A 13,104-nucleotide genomic window follows, 5' to 3' on the forward strand; every position below is an offset into this window, starting at 1 on the left:
AGGGAGGAAAATATGTTGGAAATGGCAGCAAAAGAAACATTTAAAGAAAAAACAAATAAAGCATTGGGTGTGAATCCGGATGACGCACGCCTTACATTAACTTATTTTTCACTAGCATTTATTGTATTGTTTATCGGAGGAACGTTAGGACTTTTGCAAGGACTTAATCGTGCAGGATTGTTGGAATTGCCTGCTTGGTTTAATTATTATCAGGTATTGACAGCACATGGGATCCTCTTAATCCTTATATTCACTGCATTATTTATGGTTGGCTATTTCTATGCAGCTATGTCCCATACGCTTGGTGGTCTTATTTCTAAGGTTCGCAAAATGGGATGGATCGCGCTAGGGTTGATGTTAATAGGAACTGTATTGGTTGTTACAACTGTTGTCATGGATAAAGCGACAGTACTGTACACTTTTTATCCACCAATGCAAGCATCCCCCTGGTTTTATATCGGTTTAGTATTTATCGTATTCGGTGTTTGGACAGCTACACTTGGTGTATTCACAAATGCAGCGAGCTGGAAGAAGCGAAATAAGGGTAAGCATTTGCCTTTACTGTCTTTCTTTGCAGTAGGCGCATTCCTTCTCCTGCTCTTTGGATCTATTGGCGTTACGATTGAAGTTTTAACACTTATCCCATGGGCTTTTGGCTGGACAGAGACGGTTAATGTGATGCTTAGCCGGACTTTGTTCTGGAGTTTTGGACACACTTTGGTAAACGTTTGGTATTTCACCACAATTTCAGCATGGTATGTTATTGTACCAAGGCTCATCGGCGGAAGATTATTTAGTGATACATTGGCTCGGGTTGTTGTCATTTTATTGGTTATTTTAAACGTACCTGGTGGATTTCATCATCAGATCGTTGACCCTGGATTTACAGAAGGATTGAAATTCATGCATGTGTTTATGAGTCTATCCATTGCGTTTCCATCTTTAATGACAGCATTTGCGATGTTCGCTGTATTTGAACGTACCGGCAGGAAAAAAGGTGCAAAAGGTTTGCTGGGCTGGGTTAAGAAGTTACCATGGGGTGATGTTCGTTTCCTTGCACCAATGATTGCAATGATTGCTTTTATTCCAGCTGGAGCAGGTGGAATTGCCCAGACGAATAATCAATTAAATCAAGTTGTTCATAATTCCCTTTGGATAACCGGTCACTTTCATTTAACAGTTGGTACAACAGTAGTATTGACTTTCTTTGGAATTATGTATTGGTTAATACCACATTTAACGAAACGTGAACTTACACCTAAAATAAATAAACTGGGTATTATTCAAACGATTACGTGGACGGTGGGTATGCTATTTATGGCTGGAGCAATGCACTGGGTAGGGCTCTTAGGTTCTCCGCGCAGAACGTCTTACACCACTTACGGGGATAATGCAACAGCACTTGATTGGGACCCATACCTGTTCTTCCTGGCGATTGGTGGGACGCTTTTGTTTATAGGCGTTATTCTCATGGTCTATATTGTTTTCCATCTCATGTTTAAAGCTCCCAAGGGAAATACAGTGTTTCCTATTGCCCAACCGGAAGATGATGCATCCACACCGCCAAAATGGACGGAACGCTGGGGACTTTGGGTTGTGTTAGCAATAGCAGTTATCTCGATGGGTTATCTCGTACCAATTGTTGATCTGGTCGTTAATGCACCTCCAGGGTCACCACCATTTCAAACATGGTAATGAATGGAAATGAGAGACAGCTTTCCAATCGATGCATTTTTTAAGTTGCTTTTAAATTTTCGCCATTCCTATAAACTGCGGGCGTAGTGTGCCATACTCCTGTCGCTGTTCGGGTGTGCATCCTCAGGGAGCGACCTCAACCCCCCTAAGGTGCGAAAAATATATTTTCGTAGCGAATCTAAGCATCCAACTATCATTAGAACGGTTGGGGATTGCCACTACGTCGTTATTTTATATCTTTTTTGTCAAAGCGACAATGGTTTGAAATCGGCTTTTCGATAAGAAGGGTTATCTCTTTTCCCATCGTGTTTTTAAAAAATAGATTTCGGGGAGTGATCTCCATGGTTAAAAAAAGGCGTAATATAGTAGCAATTATTTTGACATTATTATTCGGTGTTGTGCTTTTTTATATAGGCACAGATGGTTTTCAAGCCTATACTGCCGAAAGTGCAAGAACAAAGGAGTTAATTGAAGAGCAGCCTGAATTTCCTGAAGTAACATTGGAAGATAGTAATGAAAGGGTCTATCCTTTTTCAGCGTTTGAAGATAAATATGTTATGCTTACCTTTATTTATACTTCTTGTACGGATGTATGTCTGGAATTGGAAATGAATCTGGCGCAAGTTTATAATCAGATACCAGCGGAATATATCGGAGAGGATATTGTTTTCTTAAGTATTAGCTTTGACCCAACAAGAGACGATCCGGAAACATTGACCAAATATAGAAATTATTTTAATAGTGATGGGGAAACGTGGCGAATGGCAAGAATAGCGGATCAAGAAGAATTGGATTATCTGTTGGACGAATTTGGTGTTATTGTTATACCAAATGGAAACGGAGACTTTACACATAACTCTGCATTTTATTTAGTGGATCCTAATGGGACATTAGTTGATGTGATGGATTATACCAAAATTGATGAAGCTGCAGCTAGAGTGACGTCCATTCTAAATAACGAAGAGGAGGGGTAACGGATGAAGCAAGCAATCTATGGACTAGGGCTGTATATCTTCTTATGCCTTCCTCCTGTTATTACGTTACTAGAATCCATTATGAGCTTCCATATGCATATGCAAATGCCTTTTCTCATTGTGGCAGGATTTCTAATGGCTCCCTTTTTTCAAAAACAATTTCCATATCTTTTTGAAAAGTGGAATCATAATGGTATTCCTGGGATCCTTCTATTTACTATTATTATGGCATACTGGTTAATTCCACGCACCATGGATGAAGCACTAACCATACATGCTGTTGAAATATTCAAATTCATTAGCCTCCCTTTTTTAGCTGGTGTGCCATTACGTGATAGTTGGAGAAAACTAAGTAAACTAGGTAAAAATATAATTTATATCGTTTTTAGTATCATGTTTGGGGTCATGGGCTGGTTATATGTTGCTTCACCTACTCAACTATGTAATAATTATTTAATCGTTGAACAAAAAACGCTTGGATGGGGATTTTTTGCCTTTGCGCTATGTATTATTATTTATTTTATACAATTGCTTTTTATCGATGAATCGGAATATGAATAAGTAACAGGAAAGAGTTGAAATGAAAGCTGGCTCTTTTCGAATGAAAACCACTCTTTTTTTTAGAGTGGTTTTCATTACATTCCTTATTTTATTGTAATACTTCTTTAATTTGATCCAGAGCCCAGTCCAAATCCTCTTTTTCAATAATGAGAGGGGGTGCGAAACGAATGACGTTTTCGTGTGTCTCTTTACATAATAGTCCTTTTTCTTTTAATGACTCACAATAGGGACGTGCACTTTCTGTTAATTCGACACCGATAAATAGGCCTTTTCCGCGAACTTCTTTTATGGTCGAATTATCTATTTTCTTTAATTCTTCTATCATATAATTTCCGAGCTCAAGAGAACGCTCATCCAGTTCTTCTTCTTCAATCACTTCGAGTGCTGCAAGGGAAACGGCGCATGCAAGCGGATTTCCGCCAAATGTAGAACCATGGGAACCAGGGTTGAATACACCAAGAATATCTTTGTTTGCGGCAATGCATGAAATGGGGAGGACACCGCCGCCTAATGCTTTGCCCAATATGAGAATGTCTGCTGTTACATCCTCCCAATCGCAGGCAAATATTTTCCCACTGCGTCCAAGTCCTGCCTGAATTTCATCCGCGATGTATAATACATCATTTTCGGTACAAATAGCACGTGCCTCTTTCAGAAAACCATCAGGTGGTATGTTAATGCCAGCTTCTCCTTGGATCGGTTCGAATAGGAAACCCGCAGTGTTTTTATGAATAGCTGCTTTTAATGCTTCACTATCACCATAAGGAATAATTTTAACCCCGGGTAGCAATGGTCCGAACCCGCGTTGATATTCTGCTTCTGAAGATAAAGATACTGCTGTCATTGTCCGTCCATGAAAATTGCCTTCACATACAATAATTTCAGCTTTATTATCTTCAACTCCCTTGACATCATACGCCCAACGGCGAGCTGCTTTAACAGCAGTTTCAACTGCTTCGGCGCCAGTATTCATTGGTAGTACCATTTCCTTGTTTGTCAGCTTACAAATTTTTTCATACCACAGTCCCAATTGGTTATTATGAAAAGCGCGTGAGGTCAGCGTTACTGCATCTGCCTGTTTTTTTAATGCATCAATGATTTTTGGGTGGCGGTGACCTTGGTTTAGTGCGGAATATGAACTTAACATATCCATATAGCGATTGCCTTCCGGGTCTTCCACCCAGATACCTTCAGCCTTTGATATTACGACAGGAAGCGGATGATAATTTTTTGCACCATATTCCTGTGCTTGGTCAATAAAATCCTGGCTGGAATGCATCATTAATCCCCCTCCAATCTCAACATAGATTCATATTTAGTATATCATTTTTTGGATCTAAGAAATACGAATAACTTTCCTGTGAAATTGCAATCATGATATGATAAGTTAAGTATAAGGAAAAAGATTACTGATTTTAAAGGAGGCAGATTCATGAATACACATTTACATGTCACGTCCTGGGTTCTTGCATTTATTTTGTTTGCAGTAGCGTACATATTACATAAACAAGGTAAGGCGAAAGGTGCGAAAATTGTACAGATGATATTACGATTGGATTATCTGTTGATTTTATATTCAGGTGGGGCGTTACTGGTAAATTATTTTAACAGTCCTATGATGGGTGAAGCTATTTTTAAAGGAATTGCCGGTATTTGGGCAGTGCTTGCTATGGAAATGATTTTAGTGAAAATGTCAAGACGTGAGCCAACGAAAAGTTGGTGGATTCAAGCTATTATTGCAGTACTTATCACAATTATTTTAGGATTTGGACGACTGCCAGGTGGCTTTTTACCATAAATATGTATAGTGAAGATGAAAAGGTTGTCTCAAATACAGAGGCATCCTTTTTCATTTAAGGAAAAATGAAATATTTTCAACAATATAAGGACTATTATTGACTATTTATAGGAAAAGTTAATAATAGAATAAGGTAATGATGACTGTTTATGATTATTTGGAGGGTCTACATGAAAAAAATAGCATTTATGCTTGTTACTATATGTCTAATTCTTTTGCATACAATTCCAATTGCTGCACAGGAAGAGAGTGCGGTGCAGGAAGAGATTATATACAATATATTAGTGGATCGTTATAACAATGGAAATGCGGATAACGACGATCAAGTTCAGATTGATGATCCCAAGGCATATCATGGAGGAGATTTAGAAGGTGTGATAAGCAAACTGGATCAATTGCAGGAAATTGGCATTACAACGATTTCTCTTTCCCCCATAATGGAAAATGCACCCGATGGTTACCATGGCTACTGGATTGAGGATTTTTATAATGTGGAGGAACAGTTTGGTACAATGGAGGACCTTCATACATTAATAGAAGAAGCACATGAACGAAATATAAAGGTGGTTATGGAATTTGTTACCAACTATGTTGTATCGAGCCACTCTCTGCTGAATGACTCTGAAACAGAAGATTGGGCAGAGGAAAGTAATGATTTAAACGTTGATTGGGCGGACAATGTTGCTGTATTAAATCAGAACAATCCGGAAGTGGAAGATTTTTTACTTGATGCTGCATCATTCTGGATGGATGAAACAGACATCGATGGATTTAAGCTTCATGCTGTTGATCAGGCATCGGAAAGCTTTCTTCAACATTTCACAGCACAACTAAAAGAAAAGGATGAGGATTTCTATTTACTCGGGGATATTTTACATACGGATGAGCGCGTCTCCGATTTAAAAGAAAACACGGACATTGATTTAATAGAGAATCAAGATCTTTATGAGACAATGACCGACGTTTTTTCAGAGGAAGGAAAACCGGTCTTAGATGTAGTTGAAACATGGGAAGAAAGTGGGGGAGATTCAGATATATTGTATGTGGACAACATGTATACAGAACGTTTTACTCAAAAATTCACAGAAAATGGCCGTAATGCTTTAACGACATGGACATTGGCCTTAACATATATGTATACAACACCTGGAGTTCCCAGCTTGTTTCAAGGGTCTGAGATACCGGTATACGGGGTGGACGCTGAGGCATCCCAAAGGCTTGTTAATTTTAACAGTGGTAATGATGAAATAAAAGAGTTCCTCTCCCAACTCTCTTCACTTCGAACGGAATTTCCGGTTCTATCCCATGGTGATTTCGAGCATGTTGGTTCCAGTGGTGGAATGACTGTCTTTAAGCGAACATATGGAGATGAATCCATATATATAGCTATTAACAATGATACGGAGCTCCAATCTGTTACTGTTAGTGATATTGAATCAGGGATGCAGCTTCGCGGACATCTTGGTGATAATATTGTACGGGAAAATAAGGACGGGGAATATAAGATAGGATTGGAAAGAGAGGTTGCTGAAGTTTTCGTGGTTGAACCTGATACAGGATTTAACTGGGCTTTTATTGGTGTCTTTGGAGGTATATTTCTTTTATTTGTTGGGGGAATTATTTATTTAACCCGCAAACAGAAAAAGAGAAGCGCGTAATGGGCTTCTCTTTCTATTGAACATTAAGCATATTCATGTACGGATATGGCACCTTCTTCATGTAAATAATAATAGGCTTTTCGATAATAATGAATACTAATTTGTCCAGTGACATATTTTCCTTGGTAAAAATCCAATAAATCGTTCGTCGATTCAGGGGATTGTTCTCGTTCGTTTTCATACGTATTCTTTAGTTCATCCCACATATCAAATCACCCCCATATATGTTATGTACAACCTTATATAAAATATATGTGGCATCTATTTGGTTCATTCCATTTCAGTTGATTAGAATGATTAAAAATACTGATTCAAGCAAATTTGCTTGAATCAGTATTGGAAAGTTATTTATTCATATTATTCATGAAAAAGAGTGCGATTGTTCCAGGGCCGGCATGGGCACCAATGACGGAACCTACCATTTCGATAATGACATCTTTAGGTTTAAATCTTTCTTTAATCATGGCAGCTAATGCTTCTGCCCTTTCGATATCATCACCATGACTAATTCCAATTGTTTGATTTTCAAGGTCAGTACCGCGTTCTTCCATGATTTCCAGCATACGCGGAAACAGCTTTTTGGATCCTCTTATTTTTTCAAGGGGGACTAATTTTCCGTCCTCCACGTGGAGAATCGGTTTGATTTTAAGTAATGAGCCGACAAAAGCTGCCGTTTTGCTGACACGACCACCACGGAGAAGATACTCCAAATCATCAACGGTAAAGATGTGCTCCATATGTGCTGCTTGATAAGAAGCAGCTTCATTGATTTCCTCAGCAGTGGCACCTTCTTTTGCAAGCATAGCAGCGTGCAAGACAATTAGGCCATAGCCGATGGATGCACATTTTGTATCGATTACATGCAACACTGCCTCAGGATATTCATCCTTTACTTCCATTTCCATCATTTTTGCTGTTTGATAGGTGCCGGATAGTCCGGATGAGAAAGCGATATACACTAAAGGTTGATTTTTCTTAGCGTAGGATGTAAAAATGGATTTGAAGGTTTGTGGTGGGACTTGTGATGTTTTTGGAGTCTTACCTTCTCTCATTGCATTATAAATTGTTGTTGGATTAATGTCTTTGACATCTTTATATTCTTTTTCATTGAGATGAACCGTTAATGGTACCATTTCAATATCATATTCGTTATAATGGTCTTTTGACAAATCACACGCAGAATCTGCCATAATTTTAGTGTTCATTTTTTTCACCTGCATTCATTATATGTATTTCTTTTAGTTTAAAGCTATCGAAGCCGATAGTCAAAGTATTTTTGGCGGATAGGAAAGGATGTACTTTCCTATCTGTTTCGTGTAAGGAAGGCCGGTTTCATTCTCTCAATTTTTTAACGGATATTACGTTTTCTTTTAAAATTGTAAAAATTTTATTTAAATTGCTGAACAAGGAGGTAGCTATGTTTATATTTGAAGCAAAGCGTATTGCTATTGTTATATTTGGTGCTGCATTAAATGCGATGTCATTGAATTTCTTTCTAATCGGCGCCAATGTTTATGCCAGTGGATTTACAGGAGCTGCCCAATTAACGGCTAGTATATTTAATGACTACTTAGGGTTAGGGGTTACTACAGGTATATTGTTATTTGTGTTCAATGTCCCTGTATTTATTTTAGGCTGGTTTAAGGTAGGTAAGGGATTTACTGTTTATAGTATGGTTTCTGTTTTATTTACCACTTTATTTTTGGAATTTATACCGGTAATTACATTCTCTGATGACATTATTTTAAATGCCGTATTTGGTGGTGTACTCGCAGGTGCTGGTGTTGGACTAACCTTGAAATTAGGGGCGTCAACAGGCGGCATGGATATTGTGGCAATGTTATTATCCCGTATGAGAGACAAGCCAATAGGAAATTATTTTTTACTGTTAAATGCAATTATCATCGTTTTTGCAGGAATCTTCTATGAACCGGAAAACGCACTTTATACAATGTTGACGTTATACGTAACGACACGGATTATCGATGCTATTCATACAAGACATCAGAAACTTACTGCGATGATCATTACACACAAAGCAGTGGAATTACAACATGAAATTCATAAGACTATGGTTCGCGGCATCACTATCTTACCTGCGAGGGGAGCCTATACAAATACAGATCAGAATATGGTTTACCTTGTCATAACCCGTTATGAATTATATGATTTGGAAAGAATTATTCATGAAGTTGATCCGAAGGCATTTACAAATATCGTCCAGACCACTGGTATATTTGGCGTCTTCCGGAAAGACTAAAGTTAAGGCCAGCTTGTAAGCAGCTGGCCTTAACTTTAATTACTGTATTATTTTTGAAGTTGTCTTACTGTTACGGATGTATGTACTTAATAACCGTATTTTTCAATAACTTCGGTGACTTTTGGTGTTAAATCATCCCACTGTGTACCAAATAGTTTATTTATCGTGATAAAATTTTGATATCCAAAAACATTATCAACACCTTCAAGTTGCATTAATTCATTCATAATTTCGTGTTCGCTTGTATCTCCGGGCATAACAGAAATACTGTTAGTGCCTTCGAATATAAGCTTATCTGATGTAAATTTTAATGCGTTTGGGTTTGGCGTAGCTTCAACATGTACAGCCATAAGTAATCCCTCCTAATCATACTTACCTTTATATTAGCAGAAATAGATAAAAGAAAAAAGTAAAAATTACCCCCATCAGGCGGATAGGGGTAATTGCCTGCTTGTTGTAAATCCTCCTCATCCCAAGAATGAGTTGGCAATTACTGTGCAAGACGAAAGTTAGCTTAACTGATTATGCTGTTTGAGCTGTTGCTCCAACTGTTGTAATTGTTGTTGCTCTTCGGGAGATGCATTACTTTTAGCATTTTGTATAGCATTTTGGGCAGCTTGTTTATCTTGCTCTGTCGTGTTATTTCCTGATTGGTCGTTCATGAAATTAGTAACAGCATTTTTAGCTTGTTGAAATAAATTGTTTTCCAACTAAAACCCTCCTACAGTGTGGTTGTCCGCTTCCGTACGTTTCCGCTCTACATCTGAGAAACGAGCTCGGTAAGGGAAACGTTCGTCATGTTTTCTGACAGAATCAACGTTATGTTGACTAAATCGTTTTGATTTACTCTGTTTTCCCATGATGATTCCTCCTTGAACGTACAACAAAAGTGAACGTTTAAAACGCTCACTTCTAGTATGGATTATTTTTTAAAATATATAGATGGAAATATACGGATTACAAATAAGTTTAAACGGATGGAACCTCCAGTTTTAAATATTCTTCCAGAAAAATACCGATTCCATCTTCTTCGTTCGTACTTGTAACATGATTTGCAATGGCTTTTAATTCATCAATGGCGTTGCCCATTGCTACACCAACACCAGCATAGTCGATCATTTCCAGATCATTATCCTCATCTCCGAATGCGATTATCTTATCTGGCTGAATATTAAAATAGTATGCAATCTTTTGAAGGCCGATCGCTTTATTCATGCCTTTTTTTACAATTTCAATAATATTCCAAGGGGCACCCCATTTGCGATGTTCGATAAGCTCTGCATGATAATCATCCAAGTGACGTCGCAGCTGATGAATATGATCTTCTTTCGGGTGAATAAGTAATGATGTCGGATCTACCTGCAGTTTATTTTTCAAATTACCAATCGTAAAAGGGGGATCATTTTGGGTATCCTGAAAGATCTGAAGGATTTGCTCGTCATATTGGTCAAGATAAATATCATCCATGACCTCTGCTAAAATGTTATTGACACCTAGTTCCATACTGGTGTCGATAATTTTATGTGCTGTTCGTATAGGCATGGGGTTATGGAGCGCGTTCCACTTATTATTTCCGGGATGATGGATAAGTGCACCATTAAAGTTAACCATCGGTGTGGTCAGTCCAAGATCCTGATAGTAGTTAATACTAGCACGATGTGGTCTGCCAGTGGATATAACGATAATATGCCCGACTTGCGCAGCTTTTCGTATCATTTGTTTGGTGTATGGACTAATTTCTTTTCGATCTGTTAATAGCGTTCCATCTAAATCTAAAGCAATTAAATGTTGTTTATTTTCCATTCATTTCACCTCGTCTGACAATAGTTTATAAGGGAATGCTACAGATGTAAAGCGTTTTTCTTAATTAGTTGCAATAGGATCAAACAAGATATTAGAATAAAGATAATCGAATAAATGAATAGTAGGAGACATGATGATGATAGGAGTTTACGAAGAGAATATAGGTAGGATCCCAAGTTTAATTGTCGTTGATTCGAAGAAAGAAAATCAAGCTTTACCTGTTCTTACATATTTCCACGGATTTACGAGTTCGAAAGAGATTAATTTGCCGCTTGCTTATTTATTGGCTGAAAAAGGATATCGGGTTGTGCTTCCTGATAGCCGATACCACGGTCAACGGGAGACGGATATCTCATCAGTTAAGAAGCAAATTTCATTCTGGGACATTGTGATGCAAAATGTAGAGGAACTAGAGACAATTAAAGATTTTTTCGACCAAAAAGGATTGATTTTAGATCAGCGATTCGGAGTAGCCGGAACAAGTATGGGAGGTATTACAACTTCTGCCGCCTTAACACAATATCCATGGATTAAAGCAGCTGCGGTACTAATGGGTTCTCCGAAAATAACCATTTACGCCAAAACATTGGTTAACAACTTTAAGAAAATGGGAGATCTCCCTATAACAGAGGAAATGATAGGAGATTTATACGAACAACTGGCTTATTATGATCTTTCCACACAAGCGGAAAAACTAGAAGGACGCCCCCTTTTATTCTGGCATGGTGAGAATGATGATGTTGTACCATTTGATCATGCGTATACATTCTATCAAGAGGCAAAAGAGCTTTATGAAAACCTGGAAAATATCAAGTTCTTGAAAGAACCCAAACGCGATCATAAGGTGAGCCGATATGCTATTCTAGAAACAGTGAAATGGTTTGAAAATCATTTATAATCAAGGTTTTAAATTTGTTAAAATGTATGTATTAAAGTGAGTTAAATCATTTAAAAAACGAAAAAATTGTGTTTAAATATAAATATATATATTATGAGGGAGGTTAGGCGAATAATGGATGAAGCGTTAAAGGAAAATATGTTGGGCGCGCTTGAAAATGTAATTGATCCGGAGTTGGGGATTGACATTGTTAATCTTGGATTAATATATGATGTGGATTTAAATGAAGAAGGTCTATGCACAGTAACAATGACACTAACTGCAATGGGCTGTCCACTGGCAGCACATATAGAACAAGATGTAAAAGGTATGCTGGAAGATATCCCCGAAATTAAAGATATCGATGTTAATATTGTTTGGAATCCACCATGGGGTAAAGATAAAATGTCACGTTATGCCAAGATTGCCTTAGGTATTCCGGATTGATATTGAACTTCTAAGGTTGACTCATGAATATAAAAAGGAGATGGCGCCATTAGCTGCTATCTCCTTTTTTTCGTTTTAGGCTGCTTCCTCCGCTAATACCCCAGCGCAAGAACTCTGTTTTACAAGAACTCATCTTCCAATGCTTCTATATTCAAAATCATAAAGCCTGCTTTATCTGTCGTGAAGCAATTTTTCTTTTTGAGCTGTGTCAAAGTACGGCTTACTGTTTCTCGACTGGATCCAATCATATTTGCTAATTCTTTATTGGTGAAGCGTGTGGTTACACGAATTTGCTGATCACTTATTTTCTTTCCATAATTTCTGGATAGGCGCAATAATAGCAGAATAATTTGTTCGTATGTATTACGCAAAACCTTCTCCTCAAGACGACCCTGCAAATCAACAATGATATCTCCTAGCACGCGCAATAATTTAACAGTGATTTCCGGATGTGTAATAAGAAATTGCTCGAATGAATGAATCGGAATATAGATCAGTGTTGCTTCTTCTAAAACTACCGCATGTGCAGGATAGTCATCCTGTCTAAAAAAGCCTTGATGTGGGAACATGTCGCCAGCTTGTAAGATATTTACAATTTGTTCTCGGCCTTGAAAATCTGTTTTATATATTTTTATTTTACCTTGATGTATGAAATAAACATTTGTTAATGGATCACCTTGCATGAATATGTGCGTTTTTTGCTGGTAAATTCGATTTTTAGCTAAATCAACAATCGGCTCCATTTCAAAGTCTGTGAGGTCTTTAAACATAGGAAACCGTTGTAAAAGTTCCTGAACGGATTGGTTTCTCATTCGGAAGCTCCTTTCAATCACTTCAAATACGGAGAATTTCTACTACTGCGATTATATCATGTGGGTACGTACAATAGCTTCTCAAATGTGACAAATTTTTAATTACATCGTGAAAATCGTATTTAACTGTGGGGAAACGCACATCTAGTTCATAACAAAGAAGTTATACTGTAACAGTAACCACACTTCAATTGTATTACAGTGAATAAAAAATGTTTA

The 13,104-nt window shown here is 37.6% G+C and carries 16 protein-coding genes; 8 read left to right on the forward strand and 8 right to left on the reverse strand.

Going from position 1 to position 13,104, the window contains the following annotated elements; genetic code table 11:
* Nucleotides 1–21: 21 nt before the first annotated feature.
* The 3 genes from KFZ56_RS08405 to KFZ56_RS08415 all read left to right on the forward strand — a co-directional run bounded on the left by KFZ56_RS08405 (nucleotide 22) and on the right by KFZ56_RS08415 (nucleotide 3,230).
* Nucleotides 22–1,695 (forward strand): cbb3-type cytochrome c oxidase subunit I, encoded by a 1,674-nt coding sequence (locus KFZ56_RS08405; RefSeq protein ID WP_255585320.1) that lies wholly within the window; start codon nucleotides 22–24, stop codon nucleotides 1,693–1,695.
* Between the two features lie 341 nt (nucleotides 1,696–2,036).
* Nucleotides 2,037–2,669 (forward strand): SCO family protein, encoded by a 633-nt coding sequence (locus KFZ56_RS08410; protein WP_222641488.1) that lies wholly within the window; start codon nucleotides 2,037–2,039, stop codon nucleotides 2,667–2,669.
* Nucleotides 2,670–2,672: 3 nt separating this feature from the next.
* Entirely contained in the window at nucleotides 2,673–3,230 is a 558-nt protein-coding gene (locus tag KFZ56_RS08415) for a hypothetical protein (protein WP_222641489.1), read from the forward strand.
* A gap of 88 nt (nucleotides 3,231–3,318) precedes the next feature.
* On the opposite strand, the gene KFZ56_RS08420 is transcribed toward KFZ56_RS08415, so the two are convergent.
* A complete protein-coding gene (locus KFZ56_RS08420; protein ID WP_222641490.1) occupies nucleotides 3,319–4,512 on the reverse strand; it encodes an ornithine--oxo-acid transaminase in 1,194 nt (397 codons plus the stop codon).
* 150 nt (nucleotides 4,513–4,662) lie between these two features.
* Between KFZ56_RS08420 and KFZ56_RS08425 the strand changes: the two genes are divergently transcribed.
* Both KFZ56_RS08425 and KFZ56_RS08430 read left to right on the forward strand, forming a co-directional pair.
* Nucleotides 4,663–5,028, forward strand: coding sequence for a YisL family protein (locus KFZ56_RS08425; protein ID WP_222641491.1), 366 nt, complete (start codon nucleotides 4,663–4,665; stop codon nucleotides 5,026–5,028).
* A 170-nt stretch (nucleotides 5,029–5,198) separates the two neighbouring features.
* Entirely contained in the window at nucleotides 5,199–6,686 is a 1,488-nt protein-coding gene (locus KFZ56_RS08430) for an alpha-amylase family glycosyl hydrolase (RefSeq protein WP_222641492.1), read from the forward strand.
* 23 nt (nucleotides 6,687–6,709) lie between these two features.
* Here KFZ56_RS08430 and yppF read toward each other — a convergent pair whose 3' ends face one another.
* Nucleotides 6,710–6,892 (reverse strand): YppF family protein, encoded by a 183-nt coding sequence (yppF, locus tag KFZ56_RS08435; protein ID WP_222641493.1) that lies wholly within the window; start codon nucleotides 6,890–6,892, stop codon nucleotides 6,710–6,712.
* 138 nt (nucleotides 6,893–7,030) lie between these two features.
* Nucleotides 7,031–7,891: a fatty acid kinase binding subunit FakB gene (locus tag KFZ56_RS08440; RefSeq protein ID WP_222641494.1), complete on the reverse strand. Its 861-nt coding sequence runs from the start codon at nucleotides 7,889–7,891 to the stop codon at nucleotides 7,031–7,033.
* A 212-nt stretch (nucleotides 7,892–8,103) separates the two neighbouring features.
* Between KFZ56_RS08440 and KFZ56_RS08445 the strand changes: the two genes are divergently transcribed.
* The gene (locus tag KFZ56_RS08445) at nucleotides 8,104–8,946 is read left to right on the forward strand and encodes a YitT family protein (RefSeq protein WP_222641496.1); all 843 of its coding nucleotides are present in this window, start codon (nucleotides 8,104–8,106) and stop codon (nucleotides 8,944–8,946) included.
* A gap of 86 nt (nucleotides 8,947–9,032) precedes the next feature.
* Here the strand turns inward: KFZ56_RS08445 and KFZ56_RS08450 are convergent, their stop codons facing one another.
* The 4 genes from KFZ56_RS08450 to KFZ56_RS08465 all read right to left on the reverse strand — a co-directional run bounded on the left by KFZ56_RS08450 (nucleotide 9,033) and on the right by KFZ56_RS08465 (nucleotide 10,749).
* Entirely contained in the window at nucleotides 9,033–9,296 is a 264-nt protein-coding gene (locus KFZ56_RS08450; RefSeq protein ID WP_222641498.1) for a NifU N-terminal domain-containing protein, read from the reverse strand.
* A 159-nt stretch (nucleotides 9,297–9,455) separates the two neighbouring features.
* Nucleotides 9,456–9,656 carry a DUF3813 family protein gene (locus KFZ56_RS08455; RefSeq protein WP_222641499.1) on the reverse strand — a complete coding sequence of 67 codons (201 nt, stop codon included), beginning with the start codon at nucleotides 9,654–9,656 and terminating at the stop codon, nucleotides 9,456–9,458.
* The gene (locus KFZ56_RS08460) at nucleotides 9,657–9,806 is read right to left on the reverse strand and encodes a hypothetical protein (protein WP_222641500.1); all 150 of its coding nucleotides are present in this window, start codon (nucleotides 9,804–9,806) and stop codon (nucleotides 9,657–9,659) included.
* Nucleotides 9,807–9,915: 109 nt separating this feature from the next.
* Nucleotides 9,916–10,749, reverse strand: a complete 834-nt coding sequence (locus KFZ56_RS08465; protein ID WP_222641501.1) for a Cof-type HAD-IIB family hydrolase — start codon at nucleotides 10,747–10,749, stop codon at nucleotides 9,916–9,918.
* Between the two features lie 136 nt (nucleotides 10,750–10,885).
* On the opposite strand from KFZ56_RS08465, the gene KFZ56_RS08470 reads away from it, so the two are divergent.
* Together KFZ56_RS08470 and KFZ56_RS08475 are read left to right on the forward strand one after the other, a co-directional pair.
* On the forward strand, nucleotides 10,886–11,647 hold the full coding sequence (locus KFZ56_RS08470; protein ID WP_222641502.1) for an alpha/beta fold hydrolase: 762 nt from the start codon (nucleotides 10,886–10,888) through the stop codon (nucleotides 11,645–11,647).
* Nucleotides 11,648–11,761: 114 nt separating this feature from the next.
* The gene (locus KFZ56_RS08475) at nucleotides 11,762–12,073 is read left to right on the forward strand and encodes a metal-sulfur cluster assembly factor (RefSeq protein WP_222641503.1); all 312 of its coding nucleotides are present in this window, start codon (nucleotides 11,762–11,764) and stop codon (nucleotides 12,071–12,073) included.
* A gap of 119 nt (nucleotides 12,074–12,192) precedes the next feature.
* Here the strand turns inward: KFZ56_RS08475 and KFZ56_RS08480 are convergent, their stop codons facing one another.
* A complete protein-coding gene (locus KFZ56_RS08480; RefSeq protein WP_222641505.1) occupies nucleotides 12,193–12,885 on the reverse strand; it encodes a Crp/Fnr family transcriptional regulator in 693 nt (230 codons plus the stop codon).
* Between the last annotated feature and the right edge of the window lie 219 nt (nucleotides 12,886–13,104).

This window comes from Virgibacillus sp. NKC19-3, from assembly GCF_019837165.1.
In the GTDB taxonomy this organism is placed as follows: Bacteria; Bacillota; Bacilli; order Bacillales; family Amphibacillaceae; genus Virgibacillus_L; species Virgibacillus_L saliphilus.